The following is a 24,477-nucleotide window of genomic DNA, read 5'->3' as shown; positions in this document are numbered from 1 at the left end:
ACTAGTGGCGACGTGTCCACCGCAGCGCGGGGAATCTTGGCAGGGGGCCAAGGGCGCTTGGCGCGTGGCTCGGGGGAGGTTATTTAGGCATGCTTGGGATCGGGGATACCCGCGTCATTGAGCCGTTGACCATGCCACTACGGGATGCTGCGCCGCCGCTGCCCACCGGCAGCATCGAGGCCGAGGAGGTCCCAGAGGCGGTGCGTCCACAACCGGTGCCGCTGGTGCGGCTGCTGCTTCCGGTGGTGATGATTGCGGCGATGCTCGGCATGGTCGCCCTCATGGTGTTAGGCGCTGGGGATTCCCGGCAGATTAGCCCGATGGCCTTGATGTTTCCATTGATGATGCTGGCGAGTATGGCCATGATGTTTGGGCCCAATAACAGTGGGCAGGATCCGGATGAAACCCGGCGTACCTACCTGCGCCACATCAAAGCCTTGCGGGAAAAGGCGCTGCGCAATGCTTCGGCGCAGCGTGCACATGAAAGCTATCGCCACCCGGCACCGGTGGAACTCAGCACTCTAGTCGGCTCGCGCCGCATGTGGGAGCGTGGCCCGGATGACTCGGACGCCCTCGAGGTACGCGTGGGAACTGGACCAACGACGTTGTGCACCCCCATCAACGTGCCGGATTCCGGCGCCACTGAAGACCTGGACCCGGTGTGTGCGGTAAGCATGCGCCAGACCATTAAGGCGGTGGGCACCGTTCCCGATATGCCGGTGGTTATCCAACTGCAGGCCTTTCGCTTCTTGTCCGTGTCTGGAATGGCGTCGACTCGGGGCGAAGAGCCCGCAGATCCCGCCCGAGATATGGTGCGTGCAATGGTGCTGCAGATGGCGTTGGCGCATGGCCCGGAAACCTGCGGTATCGAGGCCATCGGTGGCCAGTGGGAGTGGCTGAAGTGGCTGCCCCATGCGCGCACACCGGAAAAGGCGCGCTTTCGCATCCTCATCGTCGATGGTGTGCTGACCACGGGAACCGAAGACTTCTTCCACGATAATTCCTATACCACCATCATTGAGGTCGGTGGGGCGCCGTCTTCGGCGCTGGGGGTACGCGCCGAGCACGAAGGCCTAAGCCTCGTGGCAGGGGAGCAGCTGCAGGTGGTCACCGCGGCAGGGGTGGAAGACCTGGGGTCTCCCGATGGAATGAGTGCGGCCGGCGCGACATTGCTCGCGCGCAGTATGGCCTCCTACCGCCGCCCCGATAGCACTTCTGGCCGGCGCGGCAGTGACCTTATGGGCCTTCTGGGCTATCGCGATGTGGAAGAGCTAGCGGCCAGTGGCATGTGGCATGGCCGGGAGGGCTCGGCGCGTCTCATGGTGCCCATCGGCATCGATACGGTGGGCCAGCCCGTCACGGTAGATCTCAAGGAATCTGCCCACGGCGGTATGGGCCCGCACGGCCTGTGCATCGGTGCGACCGGCAGCGGCAAGTCGGAGCTGCTGCGCACCCTTGTCACCGCGCTGGCGGCTACCCATAGTCCGGACGAGCTTAACCTCGTGCTCGTGGATTTCAAGGGCGGCGCGACATTCTTAGGATGCGACCGCCTGCCGCATACTTCCGCGGTGATTACCAACCTGGAGGAGGAATCTACGCTGGTAGAGCGCATGTATGATGCCATCTCCGGCGAGATGAACCGCCGCCAAGAGCTGCTGCGTACGGCCGGAAACTTTGCCAATGTCGGCGAGTACAACGCTTCTGCCACCGCCGTGCGTGAGCACGGGCCGCTTCCGGCCTTGGTCATTGTGGTCGATGAGTTCTCGGAGCTTTTGGGCCAGCACCCGGATTTTGCGGAACTCTTCGTCGCCGTCGGCCGCTTGGGGCGCAGTCTCCACGTGCACCTGCTTTTGGCCTCCCAAAGGCTCGAAGAAGGCCGCTTGCGGGGGCTAGATTCCCACTTGTCCTACCGAATCGGCCTGAAAACCTTCTCCTCAGCGGAATCCCGCCAGGTATTGGGCGTGACCGATGCCTACCACCTGCCCGGTCAGCCCGGCGCGGGCTACCTCAAATCCGATGCCGAGGCCTTGACCCGCTTCCAAGCTTCCTACGTGTCCGGGCCCCTGCCGCGCCGGGCGCTTGCCGACGCCTCCGTGGACCACCCCGCAGCCTCCCGCGGCCGCGTGCAGCTCTTTGATGGCTGGTCCCAGGAAGAAGACAATGCTAGCGCTGCAGTGGTTCTCGATGACTCCACCACTGTGCTTACCGAGGTCGTGCGCGCCGCGGCGGAAGAGGCCCACCTGCGCGATCAATCGGCGCACCGCATTTGGTTGCCGCCGCTACCGCCGGTCATTGAGCTTTCCGCGTTGCCAGGGCTTTCCGGTGCAGATGACGCGGGTGCAGTCTCGCCCGCAGTGGACCAAGGGTCGCTGCGCGCGCCCATCGGCATTATCGATAGGCCGTATTACCAACGCCAGGACGAGCTGATTATTGATTTGACCCAGCACGGCGGACACATGGCCCTGTGCGGTGGCCCGCAGTCCGGTAAATCGAGTGCGCTGCGCACGATCGTCTCTGCGTTAGCTCTACGGCATGACCCGCAAGCAGCACGCTTCTACGTCATCGATCTTGGCGGCGGTCAGCTAGCATCCCTGGAGCGACTGCCCCACGTCGCCGGAGTTGCCGGGCGCGAGGAGGGCGAAAAGGTACGGCGCATCGTCGACGAAGTAGCTGGGTTTATCCGCCGTCCAGAACGGTGCGCAACCTTCCTTGTCATTGATGGCTGGCACCACATCGGTACCTCGAATGCGGAGTTTGAAGACATAGCAGAGAAGGTTACCGAGATCGTCGCCGATGGCGCCTCCGCCCACGTGCACGTCATCATTGCCACTTCGCGGTGGACCACGATGCGCCCCGCTATCCGCGATCTCATTGCCAACCGCCTCGAGCTGCGCCTAGGCGAGGCCTTGGATTCGCTCATCGACCGCAAACTGCAGCAAAAGCTCCCTAGCGCGCCGGGCCACGGGCTCACCTTGATGGGTGAGAATATGCTCTTAGCTCGTACCTCCAACCAGGACATCGCCCACATCTGCCGCGTTCATGCGGAGGCTCAGCCGGTTCCTCAGCTCAAGATGCTGCCCGCCGTGCTTACTCCGGCCGCACTCGCAGCTCAAGGGGATGTTCCCGCCCGCGAGATCGCCTGGGGCATCGGCGGGCGCGATCTCGATACGCTGACCTGGAATCCATCGCGCGAGCCGCACCTTGTGGCCATAGGCGCGCAGGGCTGCGGCAAATCCACCTTCTTGGCGCAGATCATGCGCGGCATTAGCGCCTTTGCGCGGGAAGACGCCCGGCTCGTGGTCATCGACCAGCGCCGAGCCCACCTGGGAACCTTGGACCAGAACATGGTTGCTGCCTACGCCGCGACGCAGTCGAGTGCGCAAGAGACCATTGTCGATACAGTCCGGACCCTGGAATCTCGCCTGCCTGGCCCGGACATTACCCCGGCACAGCTCGCCGCACGAGATTGGTGGCAGGGCCCAGATATTTACCTAGTCATCGATGATGCGGACCTGCTGAGCGATATTGCCCTCTCGCCACTGCTGGAATTGCTCCCACATGCCCGCGACATTGGATTGCACCTTGTTATCGCTCGCAAATCCGGCGGCATCGGCCGTGCCCTCTTTGGCCAATTCTTTTCCGCGGTGCGCGATCTGCAGCCGGCGCTGCTGCTTTTCGACGCCGACCGCGACGAAGGAACCATCTTCGGACTCAAGCCCTGCCACCAACCACCCGGCCGCGGTCAGTGGAGCATCCGCGGTGAAAACCTCGGCGTCGCCCAAGCGGTGTACCTAGAAGGAGAGAAGTAAATGACCACCAATCTCAGCGCGCATACGCCAACCGAGACCCCTATCCCCACCGGTGGGGAGACCACCGCCGTCCCCATTACCGTCACCATCCTGGACGCAGCCACCATCTTTGAAGGGCCCGAAACGGTGTACCGCTACGACCTGCCGGGAACCGGCATTGTGGAAGGCTGGGCCTTGGGCCAAGTCATGGATCAGATATCCAAGATGGCGGGACCGTCTTGGCCCGACGTGGAAGCCTGCGTGGTGGCAGACTCTTCCGGCACGGGAATTGCGCAGGAAGCCACCTCCATCATCTGCCGGCAATTGGAAGTCACCGGGGTGCACCTCATCGACCCAGAACCAACCGTCTCCCCGCTAGCGGCCCCGGACCCACTCGGTCCGCCTCCTCACCCGGTTCCTGAAGTCACGGATTCGGCACCTCCCACTACGGTGATGGAGGCACCTGCCTACGACGAGCCGGTAACGCCACGCTGGACCGACCGCCTGCGCGGTTGGCTCGGGGCCATCGATATCTTTCATGTGGCAATTGCCGTGGTCATCATCGCCGTGGCCGGAGCTTCCTGGTGGGCCATCGGTGCCCAAGCGTCAGGTGAAGGCGACGCCGCTTCGGATGCATCGTACCCGCAACCCCGTGCCGCCGCGCCAAGCCGCGAGGAAGCAGCGGAGTCCGCGCCGGCCTCGCCACAATCGGGAATGCCAGGCGCGTCAGATTCCGGCAGTGACGAATTGAACCCAGGTGAAAAGCGCTTAGACGTGGAGGGAATGTCAGTAGTAGTCCCCAGTGGGTTCCACACCAAGGTGGAAGATGGCCTGGTCACCGCCACTGGGGAGGACCCGAACCTACGCATCCTGCTGGCGGCGGATGAGATGTTTAACGTGCCGGCGGATGCCCTGTTCAAAGAAATTCACGCGCAGGTCGACGAAGATCCGACGCTTCGCGATGCCACCGATGAGGCAGGGCGCCTGACCTATACCGAAGACCCCGGGGACGGCTCCTTGGTGGAATGGACCACTTGGGAAGACCGAGGCCACCAGATGTCCGTGGGGTGCCATACCCGGCATAACTCCAACGCCGTTCAAAAGGCAGCCTGCCGCATGGCCACGGAAAGCCTGGTCAAAAAATAGTCTCAAAAACTTTGCCCCAGCCGGGAACCGTTTGGCGGAAAGTTCAGTCCAATAAGAGTGAGAAAGCACAGATGCGAAGCACAGCTGCTTTTTCGGGGGAAATACACACAATCTCATCCGCCCTAAGGAGGGGCGCACTCTTATGTCTCAGACTTTCAAGACACAAGCCGATGTCATGGTTGCCACCGCTGGCAAAGTCGATAACACCAACGATGAAGTCCAAGGCGAGCTCACCCGCCTGCAGGGCGTCGTCGACTCCGTCCGTGGCAGCTGGGTTGGCCAGGCGCAGGTCTCCTTCGATGACCTGATGCAGCGCTACAACACCTCTGCACAGCAGCTGCGCGAGGCCTTGGCCTCTATCTCTGACAATATCCGCAGCAACGCCCACAACTTCGACAACGTGGAAGCAGAAAACACCCAGGCCTTCTCCAACGTGGGCGGCGGCCTCGCCCTCTAAACCGCTCCGCACAGTTCACTACTCCGCAGCCCAAAAGCTATAGATTCACAGAAGGGAATCCACCACCACATGTCCGAGATCAAGTACGAATTCGGTGCCATTTCTTCCGCCGCAGCCGATATCAACGCCACCTCTGGTCGCATCAACAGCACCTTGGCAGACCTGAAGGCGCGCCTACAGCCGATGGTAAGCACATGGGAGGGTGAGTCCGCCGTGGCTTATAACCAAGCGCAGGCGAAGTGGGATAAGGCATCGCAGGAACTCAACACCGTGCTCGCCACCATCTCCAAGACGGTTTCGCAGGGCAACGATGCAATGAGCGACGTCAACCGTCGCGCCGCCGCAAGCTGGGGCTAAATCCACACCCTGATTGCACGGTTCCACGCTGTCGCCGTCGGGGCTGCGGTGCCACTGACCACACCCGCGTGGCAGGAGGCGGACGCAGCCGCAGCCCCGACCAAGGAAACCGGCGTGACTACTCCTGTTTAGTTCTTTTCTCTTGCTATCTCTTCCACTCTTTGAAGTCGTACCTTTCTAGTCCGTACCCACGAGCCGGCACCTCCCGTTTGAGCCGCGGAAGGTGCCGGTTTCGGTGTTTTGGTCTTTGGGCAGGTGAGCAAGTAGGGTAGGAAACCTATGTGTTCGCTCGTCGGCAAGCAGCTGGCGAAGCGCTCCCTGCAGGTCTCCACCGGCCGCTGTACGGGAGTGAATGGATGCTTAGCGCTGGCCGGCAGTTCCGAGACAGACTTTCAAGGAGTCAAATTGTCTACTTTCCACCCAAAGAGCGGTGACATCACCCGCAAGTGGTACGTCATCGACGCTACTGATGTGGTGCTGGGCAAGCTCGCTTCCACCGTTGCAGACCTGCTGCGCGGCAAGCACAAGCCACAGTTCGCACCGAACGTTGATGCTGGTGACCACGTCATCATCATCAACGCTGACAAGATCCACGTTTCTTCCGTCAAGCGCGGCCGCGAGATGCGCTACCGCCACTCCGGTTACCCGGGCGGCCTGAAGTCCATGACCCTGGGTCAGTCTTTGGACGCCAACCCGGTTCGCGTTATCGAAGAATCCGTTGCCGGCATGATGCCGCACAACAAGCTCTCCCGCGCTTCCATCAAGAAGCTGCACGTCTTCGCAGGCGAAGAGCACCCGTACGCCGGCCAGAAGCCGGAAACCTTCGAGTTTAAGCAGGTGGCACAGTAATGTCTGAGCAGAACATCGACAACAACGTAGCCGACGCTGCTGACATCGCTGCAGCAAGCGCCGCTACCGAAGAGTTCACCAACACCATCGGTGATTCCATCGCACCGGCCGAGACCGAAGAGGTCGAGGCTGCCGCTCCGGTACACGAGGGCCCGATCCAGACCGTCGGTCGCCGTAAGCGCGCCGTCGCACGTGTTCGCCTCGTTGCTGGCTCCGGCCAGATTGTGGTTAACGGCCGCGAGTTCGGCGAGTACTTCCCGAACAAGCTGCACCAGCAGGATATCCTCACTCCGCTGACCCTGCTGGAGCGCGAGAACCAGTTCGACCTCAAGGTCACCGTTAACGGCGGTGGCCCAACCGGTCAGGCTGGCGCCCTGCGTCTGGCTATCGCTCGTGCACTGAACATCTACAATCCGGCTGACCGCACCGCCCTCAAGAAGGCTGGTCTGCTCACCCGAGATGCTCGTGCAGTTGAGCGTAAGAAGGCTGGTCTGCACAAGGCACGTCGCGCACCGCAGTACTCCAAGCGTTAATCTCGCTTCTACTGCGCGCGCAAGCGCAACGCAAAGCCGCTGCTTCCTTTGGGAGGCGGCGGCTTTCGTCGTTTTGAGCTCCGGCAGAGGAGAATGACACCTCTGCACGATAGTACTATATGTGGTACTGATTAGTTGTGGGTAGCAGCGTAGAAGAAATCTTGGCCAAAATGAAAAGAAACCCAGTGAACATAGCTTTTTCGGATCTAGTAAGTGTGTGTGACTATTTTTTTGAGCGAAGAAGCAGCAAAGGCACGTCGCACAGAACGTATAAGACGCCATGGCGTGGAGATCCCCGAGTGAATATTCAGAACGCGAAAGGGAAAGCGAAAGCTTACCAAGTTCGCCAAGTTCTTAAAGCGGTACAAAAACTACAAACCGAGCAAGAAAGAAGATAAAAGTGGACGTCAGCAAATACACCTATCAAGTCTTCTGGTCTGAAGAAGATAATGAGTTTGTGGCGACGGTTGCCGAGTTTCCTTCACTATCGTGGCTGGATTCTGATCGTAGCTGTGCAGAGCAGGAACTTCTGAAGTTGGTCGCGGAAGTAGTAGAAGATATGCAGGTTTCAGGGGAAGTCATCCCACAACCGCTGGGGGCTCGTTCATATTCGGGAAAATTCAACGTTCGAACCTCTCCGTCGCTGCATCGCAAGCTAGTGATGGAAGCAAGGACGGAAGGAATTTCACTCAACGCATTGATAAACCAGAAGCTTGCCTCCGCCTAGACCGCCCCAACATGCAATCGATGGGCACGGGAGTGCATAATTGATTGCATGACTCGACTTTTTGGAACCGATGGCGTTCGCGGCCTCGCGAACAAGAAGCTGACCCCAATTCTGGCCTTGCAACTAGGCCAGGCCGCTGCAGAGGTATTTACCGCCAAGCGCGAATCCTATGAGCGCCAGCCGCTGGCCATTATTGGCCGCGACCCGCGTGTTTCTGGCGAGATGCTGGATGCAGCGATTGCGTCCGGGCTGGCTTCCCGCGGCGTGGACGTGGTGCGCGTGGGCGTGCTGCCGACGCCGGCGATTGCCTACTTGACGGATGATTATGGCGCGGATCTCGGCGTGATGATTTCCGCTTCCCACAACCCGATGCCAGACAACGGCATCAAGTTCTTCTCCGCAGGCGGTAAGAAGCTGCCGGACGAGGTAGAAGATCAGATTCAGGCCACCATGGAAAACCTCACCGAGGATGGCCCGACTGGCACCAAGCTGGGCCGCATCATCTCGGAGGCCCCAGACGGACGTGAGCGCTACCTCAACCACTTGAAGGAAGTGGTCTCCACCGACCTCAGCGGCATCAAGGTGGTCGTAGACACCGCCAATGGTGCGGCCTCCAAGGTTGCTCCGATCGCCTACGAGGCGGCTGGTGCAGAGGTTATTGCTATCCACAACAAGCCGAATGCCTTCAATATCAATGAGGACTGCGGTTCGACACACATTGAAAAGGCACAGGCAGCCGTCGTCGAGCATGGCGCCGATCTGGGCCTGGCCCACGATGGCGACGCAGACCGTTGCCTGGCTGTGGATGCCGAGGGCAATGTTGTGGACGGTGACCAGATTATGGCACTGCTGGCCGTAGGCATGAAGGAAGATAATGACCTGCGCTACAACACTCTGGTAGCAACCGTCATGTCTAACCTGGGCCTGAAGCTAGCCATGCAGGAACAAGGCATCGAGGTGCGCCACACCGCAGTAGGCGACCGCTACGTACTGGAAGAGCTTAACCGCGGCGATTTCTCCTTGGGTGGCGAGCAGTCTGGTCACGTCGTGCTGCCAGATGATTGTACGACTGGCGACGGCACGCTTACTGGCCTGTCCATCATGGCGCGCATGGCCAAGTCCGGAAAGTCCCTAAAGGAATTGGCATCGGTAATGACCGTGCTGCCACAGGTGCTCATTAACGTGCCGGTTTCTGATAAGGGCGTCATCATGGACGCCCCCGAGGTACAAGAAGCCATTGCTCAGGCCGAGGAAGAACTCGGCGAAACCGGCCGTGTTCTGTTGCGCCCCTCCGGCACTGAGGAGGTTTTCCGCGTCATGGTGGAGTCCGCCGATAAGGAGCAGGCACGCAAGGTTGCCGGGAGGCTTTCCGCCATCGTTTCCTCTGTCTAGCGCAACCGCCGGGTGCGGAAGAATTTTTGGCATCCTAGGGAACCATTTGGTGCAATCCTCAGTCCAATGAAGGTGAGAACTTTTACCGCATATGGATTTGGGGGAATACACCAGTGTCTGAGGTTTTTCTTCGCCCCTCGGAGGCGATGTCCGCACTACGGCAGGTCGTAGCCGATAACGACGAACAACGCGATGCCCACCAGGCCGAGGTGCCGGATTTTCCGGTGGCCGCGGCTGGACGCAACTTTGGCGGCCACGGTGAGCGCATTCGTGATGTCTTGGCGCGCATCCATGAGCGCGGCGGTCGGAGGTTGGATAATCTATCCGCCACCGCCCATGCCGCTCATGAACAGGTGCGCGCCTTTGCTGATTTTGATGAGTCCTTCGGCAGCTCCTTTGCGCGCGGCGGGGAGGCGGACAGCAAGTGAGTACGCTGACAAAATCCCTGCTGGGGGACTATTCCAACGCGATTTCCCAATTCCAGTTCGCATGCTTGGGAAGCTACTCGGGCCCCAGCATGCCGATGAACCTACTGGGGGAGCTAGTCGGTGCGGTGGACGGCATCGCACCCGAAAACCTGGTGAAAAACACCGTTGCGGCCGTAGGCGGTAACCGCCCGAAGGGAGGCGGTGCTGGATTAGCGGGCTATTTGCAGCAAGATGATTCCGAGGTTGCTCAAGGCGCTATGCGCGAGCACCTGTGCGGCGTGCAGGAAGATTTCGACATTGACCGCCAGGATGCTGCCCATCTCACCAGTTCGGCGGAGCAGTGCTCGGGAGCTATTGCCGACGTCGTCGATGTCTCCGACACCGCCCTTACTGAGCTCATCTCTGCGGTCATCCCACTGCTGAATATCTTGTCCATGGTGGCCACCAAGCACCCGCTGGCCAGGTTTATCATCCCGATTCTTTCCACCATCGGCGGGCGCGTTATCGAAGAGACGAATCACAATATCGCTAGCACCTGCCGCGACCGCGATGATGCGATTGAGTCCTGCTATAACGAATTTGAATCGCGCTGCGAATGCGTCTGTGAGCGCCCAATGCCGGAAGAATGCCCGACGCCGGCTAAACCTACAGATAATGCCTGTCCCGAACCGGTAGAACAATGCCCGGAGACTCCTACTCCCACTAAGCCGATGCCGAAAGAAGAATGCCCACCTCCGCCGTCGCAGCCAGCCGAGCCGGCCCAGGTGGAGTGTCCGCCAGAGCCAACGCCTATGCCGGAGCCCGACTCAAAGCAAGAATCCAGCCAGACCACTTCCACGCCGCCACAGCCGACGCCTCCTTCGCCACCACCAGTTCCGCCAAGGGAATGCCCCGAGCCCGAGCCGGAGCAATCATCCAAGACGGAAGTGCACACGGAGACCACCGCAGAACACGGCGCGGGCTGCCACTGCAATGAATGCACCGAGCAATCATTTACCGAGCGTCCATCGCAGTCCCAGCGCGAAGTAGAGATCACCAGGCCGGCACAGGCGGAGATCATTCCGCCGCAGGAGCCGCCAGAACAGCCACAGCAAGAAGAAGAGCCGTGCCCGGAACCTGAACCTCAGCCAGAGCCGAAACCTAAGCCAGACATGGATACAGAACCCGCTTCTGAATCGGGCGCAAGCGAGGAAACGCTCTGCCCTGAAAATACCGCGGAAAGTACCGAAGAATGTGTGGAAACGCCCCAGACCAGCACGGATGGCTGTGAAATTGAATCCTCCTGCAGTGGCAGTCTCGGCCTGGTAGGGGCCGGAATTGCTTTGGTAGGCGTGGGCCTCATTGTGGAAGGCGCCGCGCAGTGCCTGGAGCACATGTCCGAGGCGGATTGCCCAGTGCAAGAGCCCGAACCCGAGCCATGCCCCGAACCCGAGCCAGAACCAGAACCTGATCCCTGCCCGGAACCTGAGCCCGAACCCGAACCCGAGCCATGCCCCGAACCCGAGCCAGCTGGTGATGATGGCGTTATGGTGCCACCTCCTGAGCTGTCTCAGGTAGAGGAGCCAACGCCGCCACCAGAGAAGGTGGCACACCTCCAGGCGGCCGGTCCAGCAGAGGCACCGTCACCAGCCCCGGCTCCTGAACCAGCACCGGCACCGGAACCGGCCCCGGCACCGCAGCCGGCTCCAGAAGAAGCACCGGCACCGGACCCAGCGCCGCAGCAGGAGGCGGCACCCGCGCCAGAAGAACCAACCATTAAGGCACGAAAGGCAGGTCAGTGGTAATGAATAACGACTTCGCAGAATTTGCGCAGGGCTTTCGGGAAAGGACGGCTAAACGCCTGCTGGAATTTGAAAAAACGCTGGCGAAAGCGCAAGACGAGCTAGAAAAGTCCGCGGATAAAGCCATGCAGGAGGCGCGAAGGGAGAAGGGGCAGGTGGGGCGTCGGCAAGCGGCGGCGATGCCAAGGCCACGATATGGAGCTGCCCCGGCGCGCTCACGGAACGCGTCGGGGCAGGTGCAATCTGTGCTGCGGCGGGGTTAATACCTTAGGCGTCGCGGGTGACGCCGGCGCGCTCGGCCAAGTCCTCGCCTACGAGGCTTTGGACCTTCTTGGCGCTCGCCTTTGGATCCGCAAAGGCGTCATAGGTGGAATCGCCATTGAGGGTGGCCAGCAGGAAGCCGGTGACCAAGCCGCGGGCGATTTCGGTGGGGCCGGATTGGAAGGCGGCGGTGCCGATGGCCAGCTTGCGCAGGCGATCTTCGGTAAAGCCGGCGTGGCTGCCCTTATCGATGGCGCGGAAGCAGACCGGGCCATTCCAGTTATGGGCCAGCTTGGCGGGGTTGCCGGCATTGAAAATGTCTTCCTGGCCGGCGCCAATGACCAAGCCCGGGGTAGTAATGCGGCGGGCTGCCTGCACCGCAGATGGCGCGGTGACGGAAGGGTAAATGGCGGCGACGGCGGCGACCTTCTGGTTATCTAAGGCGCCGAGCACGGCTGTGCCACCGCCCATGCCGTGGCCAATCATGCCGAGCTTGCCCGGGGAGACCGTAATATTGCCAGCGCCAAGCTTTACCCCAGCGGCAATCTGCAGCGCGGATTCCATATCCGCGGCCAAGTTGCGGTGGTTGGGGAAGGGGCCGGTTTCGGAATCGGGGGCTACCACGACGATGCCCCAGCTGGCCAGGTGGCGCAGGGTGGCGTGGTAATCCTTAATCTTGTGCATCCAGTCATGGCCAAAGGCCACGGCGGGCAGGCTTTGGCCCTCCGCGGGGGTATAAACCTTGCCGGTGATTCCGGCATAGTCAAGGTCGCCAACCAAAACTCGGTTGCGACCGCGCTTCGACAACGTTGCTAGATGTTTATTCAAATTCGCAGACACGCATTCCAGGATAGATGAAGATCACCTGTCAGGCGGGAAAGGGTGCGGGTTTATCTGAGAAATGTCTGCGCAGTATGCAGCCGAGCCACGGGTGTGGTGGAAAGGCTTTCCTAAGCCCCTCCTAACTTGCGCGCCTGTGCGCAGGGGAGTGCAATGTGTGGGCAACTACATACTCTATTTTCTGGGAAGGCGGGCTGCGGTACATGACTACCGGCGTCGTTGATGTGGAAGAACTTTCTACTCGTTATGGGATGGAGGTAAAGACCGAGGTCATTGACCGCGTGGCACATGCCTCCGATGCCTCGCATTACCTGTACACCCCCAAGGCAGTCATCGAGGCCCGCTCGGCTGAGCACGTGGCCGCCATCTTCCGCGCGGGCCGGCAGCAGAATGTTCCGGTCACCCTGCGCTCCGGCGGTACCTCCCTTGCCGGCCAGGCTTCTGGCGATGGCTACCTAGTGGATGTGCGCAAGCACTTCCGCGGCATCGAGGTGCTGGATGAGGGCAAGCGCGTGCGCGTCCAGCCCGGCGCGACGGTGCGCCAGGTCAACGCCCGCCTGGGCCTGCGCAATCGCAAGCTTGGCCCGGATCCGGCCAGTGAATCTGCCTGCACCATCGGTGGCGTGGTGGCCAATAACTCCTCCGGTATGGCCTGCGGTACCGAGCTCAATACGTATAACACTCTGGAATCGCTAACGTTTGTGCTGCCTACCGGCACCGTGATCAATACCGCCGATCCGGATGCGGACCGGCAGTTCCAAGAGCAGGAACCGGAGCTGGTGGAAACACTCACCCGCCTGCAGCGCCGCGTGCGCGATAACCAGGAGTCCGTGGATATTATCCGCCGCCACTTCCAGCTGAAAAACACGATGGGCTATGGACTCAATTCCTTCCTAGATTTTGATAGCCCGGTCAAGCTCTTTGAGCACCTGCTCATCGGCTCGGAGGGAACCCTGGCCTTCATCGCTGAGGCGGTATTCCGCACCGTGCCCATTTCCAAGCTGACCACCACCACGGTGGCTGTATTTGATGACCTCACCGCTGCCACCAAGTCCCTGCCGGCCCTGCTAGATACCGGGGCGGCCACCCTGGAGCTGATGGACTCTGCCTCGATCCGCGTAGGCCAAGGCTTTGACAAGATCCCGCAGGCCATCACCGGTTTCGATGTGGATAAGCAGGCCGCGCTGCTCATTGAGTACCACGCCGACGCGGAAGAAGAACTGCGGGAGAAGGAGGGCAAGGGCTCGCAGCTTCTGCGCGAGCTGCCGCTGCAATCGCCAGCCGCCTTCTCGGCCGATACCGCTTCGCGCAATACCGCATGGAGCTTCCGCAAGGGCCTGTATGCCCAGGTAGCTGAGGCGCGCCCGTCCGGTACAACCGCGCTTTTGGAAGACATCGTCGTGCCCGTGGGGGATTTGGCTGATACCTGCTCTTCCCTGCAGGAACTCTTTGCCCGCTATGGCTATGACGACGCCGTAATCTTCGGCCACGCCAAGGACGGCAATATCCACTTCCTGCTCACGGACCGCTTTGAAGGCGATGACGCCATCGGCCGGTATAACGACTTCAACGAGGGCATGGTGGACGTGGTTATCTCGGCCGAGGGCAACCTCAAGGCCGAGCACGGCACCGGCCGCGCCATGGCGCCATATGTACGCCGCCAGTATGGCGACGAACTCTACGCGGTCATGCAAGAACTCAAGCGGGCCTGCGATCCCACCAATACGATGAACCCGGGCGTCATCTTGGACGATGACCCCGATGCGCACATCAAAAACATCAAGCTCAACCCCACCGTGGAAGAGGAAGTGGACCGCTGCGTGGAGTGCGGCTACTGCGAGCCGGTCTGCCCATCGCGCGATCTCACCCTTACCCCACGCCAACGCATCGTCGTGCGCCGCGCCCGCAAGCGCGCGGAAGAAGCCGGCGATAGCCAGCTAGTAGCCGAGCTGGATGAGGCCTATGAATACATGGGCATCGAGACCTGCGCGGTGGATTCCATGTGCCGCACCGCCTGCCCGGTAGGTATCGATACCGGCAAGTTCATCAAGCGCCTGCGCCGCGAGGAGGCCCAACCAGCGCAGCAGAAGCTGTGGGGCGCTGCCGCCAAGAATTGGCAGGTCGTTAGCCAAGGAGCCGGGCTGGCGCTGACCGGCGCGCACCTACTGCCCACTGAGCTGGTCAAGAAGGTCACCGACGTGGGCCGCAGCCTCATCGGCACCGATAACTTGCCGCAGTACCAGCCGGAGCTGGGCAAGGGCGGCAAGTCCCGTGGCCGCTTGGCCGGGCGCGTGGGTGACCGCTACGCGCAGACCACCGGAATTTACCTGCCTGCCTGCGTGAACACCATGTTTGGCCCGCAGGGTGGTGGCAAGGGCACTACCGATTCCTTCGTGGCTCTCTTGGAGCGCGCCGGGGTAGCGCTGGAGGTTCCGGAGGGCATCGACAAGCTCTGCTGTGGCACCCCATGGGCGTCTAAGGGCATGCAGGCCGGCCACGATGCGATGGAGCAGCGCGTGCGCGATATCGTCATGGAGGCCACCGATGGTGCGCGCCTGCCGGTCATCGTGGACGCCAGCAGCTGCACCGCCGGGTTTAAGGACATGCTGGAGTCCGTGGGCATTACCGTTCTTGATGCCATTAGCTTTACGGCCGATACCCTCCTGCCGCAGCTTGCGGTCAAGAACCCCGCGGCTTCCGTGACCGTGCACCCCACCTGCTCTGCCTTCCAGCTGGGCATGATGGAAGACGTGGAGAAGGTAGCCCGCGCCGCCGCGGCCGAGGTACACATTCCCACTGACTGGAATTGCTGCGGCTATGCCGGCGATCGCGGCATGCTGCATCCGGAGCTAACCGACGCCGCAACGCGCGCCGAAGCCGCGCAAGTCAAGGAAATCGGGGCGCAGTATCACGCCTCGACCAACCGCACCTGCGAGCTCGGCCTGACCCGTGCTACCGGCGAGGATTATCACCACATTCTGGAACTTTTGGAGCAGGCGACGCGCTAGTTTTCCCAGCGCACTAGCGGGTGGGGCACTATGCCCCGCTTGCCGACGCCCCGCCCGCCTAGAGGTTTCTTCCCCGTGCTGTAAAATCAGCAACCATGTGTGGAATTGTTGGATATATTGGTCACGCTGGTGGTGACCGTGATTACTTCGCCCTCGACGTAGTCTTGGAAGGGCTGCGCCGTTTGGAATACCGCGGCTATGACTCCGCTGGCGTAGCAATGTACGCCGATGGGGACATCAGCTGGCGCAAGAAGGCCGGTAAGGTCGCTGCGCTGGATGCTGAGATTGAGGCCCGCCCGTTGCCAGACTCTGTGCTGGGCATTGGCCATACCCGCTGGGCTACCCATGGTGGCCCTACCGACCTGAATGCGCACCCGCACGTGGTCGATGGCGGCAAGCTGGCCGTGGTGCACAACGGCATCATTGAGAACTTCGCCGAGCTCAAGTCCGAGCTTTTGAACAAGGGCTACAACTTCGTTTCCGAGACCGACACTGAGGTTGCCGCTACGTTGCTGGGCGATGTCTTCCACAACGAGGCCGCTGGTGACCTCACCAAGGCGATGCAGCTGACCTGCTCCCGCCTGGAGGGCGCATTCACCCTGCTGGCCATCCACGCCGAGCAGGCCGATCGCATTGTTGCCGCGCGCCGTGACTCGCCGCTGGTTATCGGCCTGGGCGAGGGCGAGAACTTCCTCGGCTCCGACGTATCCGGCTTCATCGATTACACCAAGTCCGCCGTGGAGATGGACAACGACCAGGTCGTGACCATCACCGCCGACGAGGTAGAAATCACCGATTATGCGGGCAACCCTGCACAGGGCAAGCCTTTTGAAATCAAGTGGGATGCCGCCGCTGCCGAAAAGGGTGGCTTCGATTCCTTCATGGAAAAGGAAATCCACGACCAGCCCGCCGCTGTGCGCGATACCCTGCTCGGCCGCTTCGATGAACAGGGCCAGCTGACCCTCGATGATCTGCGCATCGATGAGACCGTTTTGAAGTCCATCGACAAGATCATCGTCATCGCTTGCGGTACCGCCGCCTACGCCGGCCACGTGGCACGCTATGCCATCGAGCACTGGTGCCGCATTCCTACCGAGGTCGAGCTCGCCCACGAGTTCCGTTACCGCGATCCGATCGTGAACGAAAAGACCTTGGTCGTCGCACTGTCCCAGTCCGGCGAGACCATGGATACTCTGATGGCCGTGCGCCACGCCCGCCAGCAGGGCGCCAAGGTTATTGCCATCTGCAATACCCAGGGCTCGTCCATCCCGCGCGAATCCGATGCCGCGCTCTACACCCACGCCGGTCCGGAAATCGCTGTGGCCTCCACCAAGGCCTTCCTGGCACAGATCACCGCCACCTACCTGCTTGGCCTCTACCTGGCCCAGCTGCGCGGCAACATGTTCGCCGATGAAATCCAGAGCGTTCTGGCTGAGCTGCGCCACATGCCGGACAAGGTCCAAAACGTCATCGACGAAGAGGACCAGGTGGCCAACCTGGCCAACTCCATGAAGGATGCGGAATCCGTGCTCTTCTTGGGCCGCCACGTTGGCTTCCCTGTAGCTCTTGAAGGTGCGCTCAAGCTCAAGGAGATCGCCTACCTGCACGCCGAGGGCTTTGCCGCCGGCGAGCTCAAGCACGGCCCGATTGCACTGATTGAGGAAGGCCAGCCGGTCTTCGTCATCGTGCCGTCCCCGCGCGGCCGCGACTCCCTGCACTCCAAGGTTGTCTCCAATATCCAGGAGATCCGCGCCCGCGGTGCCATCACCATCGTGATTGCGGAAGAGGGCGATACCGCCGTCGAGGATTACGCTAACCACGTCATCCGCATCCCGAAGGCGCCGACCCTGATGCAGCCGCTGCTGGCCACCGTGCCGCTGCAGATCTTTGCCGCCCATGTAGCAAAGTCCAAGGGTTTCGACGTGGACCAGCCGCGTAACCTGGCCAAGTCCGTGACCGTGGAGTAATCCACGCCGAACGGTACTAGTTAAGCCCCCCTTACTTGCCGCGTTTCTTGCGTGGGAGGTAAGGGGGTTTTGGCATTTCATTGAAGCTTGAATCTGTTATGCTATTGGGAGCAATTGTTGTCGGTGAAAGGAGTAGGCAGTGCTCATCCGTCGTGTTTTTGCGTAAAACACTAAAGGAAGAACGGATTTAAGCATGCCTATTTTATTGAACGACCTTTCCCTAGTATGGCCCGATGGCACAACCTGCTTCAGTGGCCTAAACGGTGCCTTTTCTGGCCCTTTAACTGCGCTGATTGGGGATAATGGTGCAGGAAAGACAACTCTGTTAAACGTCATCCTTGGCAAAATCTTGCCTACTGCTGGAACGGTGGAAAAGCCGGAATCGATAGCGTACCTGCCACAAGACCTTGCTTGGAATGAAAATGATGTAGTAGCAGACATCTTCGGTGTCACCCAAGTGCTCACGGCGATTTCCGCAGTCGAAGCCGGTGAGTATGAACCAGAACTCTATGAGTTAATTGGGGAGCAATGGGACGTCGGTGAGCGCATTGCCGCTGCCCTTTCCGCCGCCGGATTGGATATCCCGTTGGACCACCCTATCAAAAGCCTCTCTGGAGGTGAAGCGGTCCGCGTCGCTTTGGTAGCGGTGTTCTTGTCCGAGCCGGATTTCATTATCCTCGATGAACCGACCAATAACCTCGACGGAACTGCTAAGAAGCATCTGAAAGATATGTTGGTAAATGCCGCGGCGCCGGTGCTAGTGGTAAGCCATGACAAAGACCTGTTGGATGTAGTTTCCGAGGTAGCGGAATTAAGGGATGGGAACCTACGCTTCTTCCAAGGCAACTATTCCGACTACCTAGCCACGATTAATGCAGAACAGGAAGTAGCTCAAAAAGCAGTATCTACCGCCAAGGCGACTTATAAGCAGCAACTCCGCGAACAACAAGCAATGCAAACACGAATTGCGCGTGATGCGCGCCGTGGAAAGAAGTTCGCGGAGTCGAAGCGCAAACCAGGCATGACGATGAAGCTTGATAAGCAGCGATCCGAAAAGACGGCATCACGCAGAGCGCAAATCCATTCAGGCGCAGTTGAAGCGGCCCAACGCTCTTTAGCTCGAGCTGAGCGAAACATACGAGATGATGATTCGGTCTATATCGAGCTGCCACAAACTGAGCTGCCGGAAGGAAAGCGGGTTATTTCGATTCCTGGGCTGACGATTGTCGGCCCAGAACGGGTGCGCTTGTCAGGACCAAATGGAAGTGGCAAGACCACGCTCTTAAACCGAATTAACTCCGGTGAGGCGGGCTACGTGATCGGCAGCTCGGGGTATTTGCGTCAACGAATTGGTTTAGATCCTTCTCTAAGCGTATGGGACGTGGTTACCAACGCGAATCCACGAGAGGATCCGCAGTTCATCCGTGATCAGCTAGCTCAGTTGTTGTTTCAATCTGACTCGGTTCATGCGTTGACAGGGACCCTCTCGGGAGGCGAAAGATTTAGGGCGGAATTCGCCAGAGTGCTCTTAGCGGATCCGGCGCCGCAATTGCTAATGCTCGATGAGCCGACTAACAACATCGATATTTCAACTGTTGATTGGTTGGTCTCAGTCTTGGAAAACTATCGGGGCGCATTGCTAGTGGTGAGCCATGATGAAGATTTCTGCTCGCGGATCAAACTTACGAGGCAAGTTTCTATAGAGGACATTGGATGAGCCGACTCCAAGGTGGAGGTATCGCGAGTCAGTGCGCCACACCCCGCCCGAATTCTGCACATCGGTGAGCAGTGGCACAATGGTGGGCATGCTGAAAACCACGATTGATCTCTCCGCCATTGCGCACAACGTCCGCCTCATCAAGGAAAAGGTGGGTCCGGAGGTCAAGCTGATGTGCGTGGTCAAGGCCGATGCCTACGGGCACGGCGCGGCCAAGGTTGTGCCGGTGATGACGCGCGCCGGCGCGGATTGCTTTGGCGTGGCCACCTTGCGGGAGGCGGTGGACCTGCGCCGCGCGGGCGTGGATGCGCCCATCGTGGCGTGGATTTGGCAAACAGATGAAATCCTCGAAGAAGCCTTGGCCAATGGAATCGAGGTAGCGGTCAACTCCCTTGAGCAGGCGCATAAGCTGGTCAAGGCCGATTTTCCTGCCGAGGTATACGTCAAGGTGGAAACCGGCATGCACCGCTCCGGTGTGGACGAAGGGGATTGGGCAGAGACCTTTAAGGTGTTGCGCGATGCCCCACACATCAAGGTGCTCGGGCTCATGTCCCACTTTGCGTGCGCCGATGAGCCGGATAATCCGCACAATGACGCGCAAGAGGAGGCGTTCCGCACGGCCCTGCAACTCGCGCGTGAGATTGGTTTGGAATGCCCAATCAATCACCTGGCCAATTCGCCCGCAGTGCTGACGCGTCCTTCCTCCTATTTCGAGCAGGTGCGCGTAGGCGCCGCTTGCTATGGCTTGGAGCCCATTGAAGGACGCGAACACGGCTTGCGCCCGGCCATGACCTGGTCCGGGCAGATTTTTAACGTCAAGCCCATTAAACCGGGGGAGGGCACGTGCTACGGATTGACCTGGAAGGCGGATAAGTCGGGATTTTTGGCCACAGTGGACTGTGGTTATGCCGATGGCCTGCCGCGTGGCTATCAGGGCGACCTGCACGTGGGCATTGGTGGGCACCTCTACCCGCAGGTAGGAAGAATCTGCATGGATCAGATTGTGGTGGACTTAGGTGAGAACCCGCATGGCGTGGACACGGGGCAAGACGCCGTGATCTTTGGCAACGGGGGAGTATCGGCCACGGATCTCGCCGCGGCAGCAGGCACCATTAACTATGAGGTGGTGTGCCTGCCCGATGGCCGCACCGAACGCGAATATATAGGAGAAGAAAATGCGCAATAGCTTTCCCGAATCCGGCAGCCGCGACCTATCCACGGTGGAAGACACCTATGCCTTTGGTGAAGAGCTAGGTGCGGCGCTTGAAGCCGGCGATGTAGTGATCCTGGATGGGCCGTTGGGGGCTGGAAAGACGACGCTGACGCAGGGCGTCGCCAAGGGCATGCAGGTTAAAGGCCGCGTTACCTCGCCAACCTTCGTTATCGCCCGCGTGCACCGCTCTACTGTGGGTGGGCCAGACCTTGTGCACGTGGATGCCTACCGCCTGCTCGATGAAGGCGGTGCTAATTCCGGGGACCCGCTAGGGGAGCTCGACGCGCTGGATCTGGACACGGAGCTAGAGGACGCCGTGGTTATTGCCGAATGGGGCGGGGGACTCGTGGAACAGATTGCGGAGCGCTACCTATTTATCAGCATCGACCGTGAGCCGGTGGACTATGCCGGCGCAGAAGAGGATGTTCGCCGCTTCACATGGTCTTGGAAAAGTGGTGCATAGTACATCGTTCCGCCTTATAGGGGGTTAAGTGATGAATATCCCAGAAAGCAAACTTGATCCGGGTATAACCACTACGTAATTCTATTAAGGTGTTGAATTTTCTCGCCTCAAGTCCTTTGCTATCTCTCTTCGTCATCATGGCGGTGGGTCTAGCGATTGGCAAGATCAAGATCTTCGGCATCTCTCTCGGTGCCGCGGCTGCGATGTTTGTGGCACTGGGTCTATCTACTGCTAATCCGGATATCCAAATTCCGCCGCTGGTCTATCAATTTGGCCTGGCGATCTTCGTTTATGCCATTGGCCTTAGCTTCGGGCCTTCCTTCGTCCGCGAGTTTAAAACCCGCGGCTGGAAGCTCACCGTCTTCATGCTGGGCATGTTGGTTGTTTTGGTCGCCGTTGGCTATGGCCTCATCCGTGGCTTTGGCCTGAGCGTGCCAGAAGCCGTCGGCATGTTCGCCGGTTCGCTCTCCTCCACGCCGGGTATGGCTGCCGTGGTGGAAATGGTGGGCGATTCCACCCCGGTCGTCGGTTACTCCTTGGCCTACCCAGGCGCGGTTATTGGCGCGATTCTCGTCGCCGCCATTGGCGCCAAGGTTGTCAAAGCCAACCATGAGGAAGATGCCCGCGCAGAGGGCATGATTCCCGCCGAGCTCGTAGCCAAAGGCGTGCGCCTGACCAAGAACTTCAATGACACCGCTGGTCATATCTACCGCGTTACTGGCCAGACCGTTGTGGCTACTCGTATCATCTCTGACGAGGAGCGCCACCGCCTCGCCGTCCCAGAAATGCCACTGTGCGAGGGTGAAGCATATCTGCTCAACGGCTCCGAAGAGGCCGTCGATAAGGCCATTGAGGTCTTGGGTGAAGAACACCCAGTGGAGCTGACCGAGGACGCTGGGCTTAAATACACCCGCGTTACCGTGTCCAACCCGGAGATTGCCGGTAAATCCGTCCGCGAGATCAAGGCCCTCGACCACGGCTTTATCATCGCTCGTATCCGTAAGGGCGATAAGGACCTCGTGCCGCACCCGGACACTGTGCTCAACTACTCCGACCGCGTTCGCGTGGTGACTAGCCCGAGCCGCTTGCCATACGTGCGCAAGTACCTCGGTGACTCTGAGGCCGCGTTGGGTAATGCGGACCTGCTGTCCATGGCCATCGGCCTGTCCTTGGGTATGCTGCTCGGCCTCATTCCGATTCCGATGCCGGGCGGTTCCACCCTGCAGCTGGGCTTCGGTGGCGGGCCCGTGGTCGTCGGCCTGCTCTTGGGCTACCTTAACCGTACCGGCCCGTTGAACTGGCAGATGCCATTCCACACCCGTGAGACCTTGTCCAATATGGGCCTTACCTTGTTCCTGGCCGGCGTGGGCACCTCGGCCGGCGCCTCCTTCCGCGATGCCCTGACGGATCCGTCCTCCCTGACCATCATGGGCGTGGGCCTTATCATCACCTTGGTCTCCGCCATCTTGATCGGCGTCATCGGCATGCTGGTGCTCAAGCTGAAGTGGGACGAGGCTATGGGCTGTGCGGCCGGCATGACCACCAACCCGGCAGTCTTTGCCTATATTCGTGACCAAACCGGCACCGAGCTAGCCGGCCGCGGATGGGCCACGGTCTATCCCACCACAATTATCGGCAAGATTATTGCCTCGCAGGTGTTGCTCTTGCTGTTGCTATAGCGGCAATATCGCGCGTTAATTACTCACCCACAGGGTCGCCCGCCTACACTGGCAGGCACTACCCTGTGGGTTTTGTGTTGCGGTGAACCAGGTAGCATCGGTTGCCAGAACTACCGCCGCCCGCCTGAAACTTAAACATTTTTCAAGGAGCCATACTCACCCCATGACTAAATTCGCTCGCAACCTCACCGCCGCCATCATCGCCATCTTTATCGTTGTCATGATGGTTCTTCTTGCCTCCTCCACGCTGCGCGAGGAAAACCACTTGGAGGGAAACCTCACCTCCACGCTGTCCAAGGCGCCAAATAACTTGGAGGTCATGACCGTCATGCCCACCGATGTCTATGGCGAGGAGTACCCCGCCATTGGTTTCATCTGCCCGGGCATGCGCGAAGATAAGGTTAAAGAGGCACAGATCGATACCGAGAACATCACCTTTGAAGGTGGTGCGGTGCCGGAAGGCAAGAGCTACGCGGTAGCCATTTCCCAGAGCGCTAAGCCCTTCATCGAAGAGCTGGATCCGGAAAAGGTCGAGGTGTGCGAGATGATTGACATGCAGATCAAGGCCATGGAGCAGCAGGGCCAGAGCCTTGATGGCGGCGTGCCCATGATCCAGGGCACCCAGCCGCTGGGCTTCCAGCGCGAGGATGGCACCTGGAAGATGGTTGCCTAATGCGCGTCCTCGCGATCGACACGGCCACCACCGCCCTGATTACCGGGGTAGTGGATACCGTCACCGGGCAGACCACCGAGCGCGTGTTGGAGGATACCCGCGCGCATAATGAGCTGCTCATTCCTACCATCACCGAGGTCCTCGCAGAGGCGGGCATGGAGTATTCCGACCTCGATGCGGTGGTCACCGGCGTGGGCCCGGGTCCATTTACCGGGTTGCGCGTGGGTATGGCGACGGCCTCCGCGCTTGCCGACGCCCTTTCTATCCCCCTCCACGGCATCTGCACCCACGATGCCATCGCGGCCGCAGCCGAGCTCGACGTAGATCCTGTCGCCGCGGCCGAGGAAGCGACCGCCTTGGTAGCTACTGACGCCCGCCGCAAAGAGATCTACTGGGCCACTTACCGCGCTACCGACTCCGGTGTGCAGCGCATTTCTGGCCCCGCGGTGACGAAACCGGCCGAACTCGAGGTGGAACTTGCGTCCACCGCCGAGGTCATCATCCCGGACCGCCTTGCTGAGCAACTCCCCGAGAAGCTCGCCGCCCTGCCGCACCGCGCGGCCCATCCGAGTGCGACGGCCCTCGTTGCCGCGGCCGACCTCGAGGCAGAACCGGCTCCCGTCGTGCCGCTGTACCTACGCCGCCCGGATGCGGTCCCGCCGAAGCAGCAACAGCTTTCTGCCGCCATCCCGAAGGTCGAGCTGTGAAGCTACGCGAGCTAACCCCGGCCGATGCACCTCGGTGCGCCGAGCTGGAAGAGGTCCTTTTCCCAGGCGAAACTCCGTGGTCCAGCCGGATCTTCCGGGAAGAAATGGCCCAGCCCTTCAACTTCTATTTCGGGGTGGAAGGCGCGATCGAGGAACCGGAGCCCGTAAAGCTTTTGGGCTATGCGGGCATCGGCATGATGGGCCCAGCCGCGGACCCGGAGTTTGAAATCCACACCATCGGCGTCGACCCCGCCGCACAGCGCCGCGGCATCGCGCGGATGATGATGGACAATATCTGCCATATCGCGGATCTCAAGGATGCCCCGGTCTTCCTCGAGGTTCGCGTGGGCAATGATCCCGCTATTGGCCTGTATGAGCGCTACGGCTTTGCCAAGCAGGGGATCCGCAAGAACTATTACCAACCTTCCGGGGCGGATGCGCACGTGATGGTGCGCCCGCGCCAGTCCGAGCGCCCAGAAGATTAAGGAGCA

General features: G+C 60.4%; 21 protein-coding genes. 20 read left to right on the top strand and 1 reads right to left on the bottom strand.

Annotated elements, in window-relative coordinates; genetic code table 11:
* Window positions 1-89 precede the first annotated feature (89 nt).
* The 11 genes from eccCa (at window position 90) to I6J28_RS00550 (ending at window position 11,721) form a co-directional block, all read left to right on the top strand.
* A complete protein-coding gene (gene eccCa, locus I6J28_RS00600; RefSeq protein ID WP_204610203.1) occupies window positions 90-3,809 on the top strand; it encodes a type VII secretion protein EccCa in 3,720 nt (1,239 codons plus the stop codon).
* A complete protein-coding gene (locus I6J28_RS00595) occupies window positions 3,810-4,934 on the top strand; it encodes a type VII secretion-associated protein (RefSeq protein WP_204610201.1) in 1,125 nt (374 codons plus the stop codon). It abuts the gene before it with no gap.
* Between the two features lie 142 nt (window positions 4,935-5,076).
* Window positions 5,077-5,391: a WXG100 family type VII secretion target gene (locus tag I6J28_RS00590; RefSeq protein ID WP_005328030.1), complete on the top strand. Its 315-nt coding sequence runs from the start codon at window positions 5,077-5,079 to the stop codon at window positions 5,389-5,391.
* A gap of 69 nt (window positions 5,392-5,460) precedes the next feature.
* Window positions 5,461-5,748, top strand: coding sequence for a WXG100 family type VII secretion target (locus tag I6J28_RS00585; RefSeq protein WP_005322746.1), 288 nt, complete (start codon window positions 5,461-5,463; stop codon window positions 5,746-5,748).
* Window positions 5,749-6,153: 405 nt separating this feature from the next.
* Entirely contained in the window at window positions 6,154-6,597 is a 444-nt protein-coding gene (gene rplM, locus I6J28_RS00580; protein ID WP_204610199.1) for a 50S ribosomal protein L13, read from the top strand.
* Window positions 6,597-7,130 (top strand): 30S ribosomal protein S9, encoded by a 534-nt coding sequence (gene rpsI / locus I6J28_RS00575; protein ID WP_204610198.1) that lies wholly within the window; start codon window positions 6,597-6,599, stop codon window positions 7,128-7,130. The genes rplM and rpsI overlap by 1 nt, the downstream gene beginning before the upstream one ends.
* Window positions 7,131-7,530: 400 nt before the next feature.
* Entirely contained in the window at window positions 7,531-7,857 is a 327-nt protein-coding gene (locus tag I6J28_RS00570) for a type II toxin-antitoxin system HicB family antitoxin (RefSeq protein ID WP_005322743.1), read from the top strand.
* Between the two features lie 48 nt (window positions 7,858-7,905).
* Window positions 7,906-9,249 (top strand): phosphoglucosamine mutase, encoded by a 1,344-nt coding sequence (gene glmM / locus I6J28_RS00565; protein ID WP_204610197.1) that lies wholly within the window; start codon window positions 7,906-7,908, stop codon window positions 9,247-9,249.
* 146 nt (window positions 9,250-9,395) lie between these two features.
* Window positions 9,396-9,677: a hypothetical protein gene (locus I6J28_RS00560; RefSeq protein WP_204610196.1), complete on the top strand. Its 282-nt coding sequence runs from the start codon at window positions 9,396-9,398 to the stop codon at window positions 9,675-9,677.
* Window positions 9,674-11,461 (top strand): hypothetical protein, encoded by a 1,788-nt coding sequence (locus I6J28_RS00555; protein ID WP_204610195.1) that lies wholly within the window; start codon window positions 9,674-9,676, stop codon window positions 11,459-11,461. Before I6J28_RS00560 ends, I6J28_RS00555 begins: the two co-directional genes overlap by 4 nt.
* A complete protein-coding gene (locus I6J28_RS00550; RefSeq protein ID WP_204610194.1) occupies window positions 11,461-11,721 on the top strand; it encodes a hypothetical protein in 261 nt (86 codons plus the stop codon). Before I6J28_RS00555 ends, I6J28_RS00550 begins: the two co-directional genes overlap by 1 nt.
* 4 nt (window positions 11,722-11,725) lie before the next feature.
* Here the strand turns inward: I6J28_RS00550 and I6J28_RS00545 are convergent, their stop codons facing one another.
* Window positions 11,726-12,559 (bottom strand): dienelactone hydrolase family protein, encoded by an 834-nt coding sequence (locus tag I6J28_RS00545; protein WP_204610193.1) that lies wholly within the window; start codon window positions 12,557-12,559, stop codon window positions 11,726-11,728.
* 203 nt (window positions 12,560-12,762) lie between these two features.
* Here I6J28_RS00545 and I6J28_RS00540 point away from each other — a divergent pair, with 203 nt between their 5' ends.
* The 9 genes from I6J28_RS00540 (at window position 12,763) to rimI (ending at window position 24,471) form a co-directional block, all read left to right on the top strand.
* Complete coding sequence (locus I6J28_RS00540) at window positions 12,763-15,567, top strand: FAD-binding and (Fe-S)-binding domain-containing protein (RefSeq protein ID WP_204610191.1); 2,805 nt, start codon at window positions 12,763-12,765, stop codon at window positions 15,565-15,567.
* A 95-nt stretch (window positions 15,568-15,662) separates the two neighbouring features.
* Window positions 15,663-17,534 carry a glutamine--fructose-6-phosphate transaminase (isomerizing) gene (gene glmS, locus I6J28_RS00535; protein ID WP_204610189.1) on the top strand — a complete coding sequence of 624 codons (1,872 nt, stop codon included), beginning with the start codon at window positions 15,663-15,665 and terminating at the stop codon, window positions 17,532-17,534.
* A 193-nt stretch (window positions 17,535-17,727) separates the two neighbouring features.
* A complete protein-coding gene (locus I6J28_RS00530) occupies window positions 17,728-19,251 on the top strand; it encodes an ABC-F family ATP-binding cassette domain-containing protein (protein ID WP_204610188.1) in 1,524 nt (507 codons plus the stop codon).
* Window positions 19,252-19,333: 82 nt separating this feature from the next.
* Window positions 19,334-20,437 carry an alanine racemase gene (gene alr, locus I6J28_RS00525; protein WP_204611370.1) on the top strand — a complete coding sequence of 368 codons (1,104 nt, stop codon included), beginning with the start codon at window positions 19,334-19,336 and terminating at the stop codon, window positions 20,435-20,437.
* Window positions 20,427-20,927, top strand: coding sequence for a tRNA (adenosine(37)-N6)-threonylcarbamoyltransferase complex ATPase subunit type 1 TsaE (tsaE, locus tag I6J28_RS00520; protein ID WP_204610187.1), 501 nt, complete (start codon window positions 20,427-20,429; stop codon window positions 20,925-20,927). Before alr ends, tsaE begins: the two co-directional genes overlap by 11 nt.
* An 89-nt stretch (window positions 20,928-21,016) precedes the next feature.
* The gene (locus I6J28_RS00515) at window positions 21,017-22,606 is read left to right on the top strand and encodes an aspartate:alanine exchanger family transporter (RefSeq protein ID WP_204610186.1); all 1,590 of its coding nucleotides are present in this window, start codon (window positions 21,017-21,019) and stop codon (window positions 22,604-22,606) included.
* 163 nt (window positions 22,607-22,769) lie between these two features.
* A complete protein-coding gene (locus I6J28_RS00510) occupies window positions 22,770-23,279 on the top strand; it encodes a hypothetical protein (RefSeq protein ID WP_204610185.1) in 510 nt (169 codons plus the stop codon).
* Window positions 23,279-23,986, top strand: coding sequence for a tRNA (adenosine(37)-N6)-threonylcarbamoyltransferase complex dimerization subunit type 1 TsaB (gene tsaB / locus I6J28_RS00505; protein WP_204610184.1), 708 nt, complete (start codon window positions 23,279-23,281; stop codon window positions 23,984-23,986). Before I6J28_RS00510 ends, tsaB begins: the two co-directional genes overlap by 1 nt.
* The gene (gene rimI, locus I6J28_RS00500; RefSeq protein WP_204610183.1) at window positions 23,983-24,471 is read left to right on the top strand and encodes a ribosomal protein S18-alanine N-acetyltransferase; all 489 of its coding nucleotides are present in this window, start codon (window positions 23,983-23,985) and stop codon (window positions 24,469-24,471) included. Before tsaB ends, rimI begins: the two co-directional genes overlap by 4 nt.
* Window positions 24,472-24,477: the final 6 nt, after the last annotated feature.

The organism is Corynebacterium tuberculostearicum, assembly GCF_016894265.1.
GTDB classification, from domain to species: domain Bacteria; phylum Actinomycetota; class Actinomycetes; order Mycobacteriales; family Mycobacteriaceae; genus Corynebacterium; species Corynebacterium tuberculostearicum_D.
The sequence above is the reverse complement of the archived record's forward strand: the minus strand, read 5'-3'. Positions and strand labels throughout refer to the sequence as shown.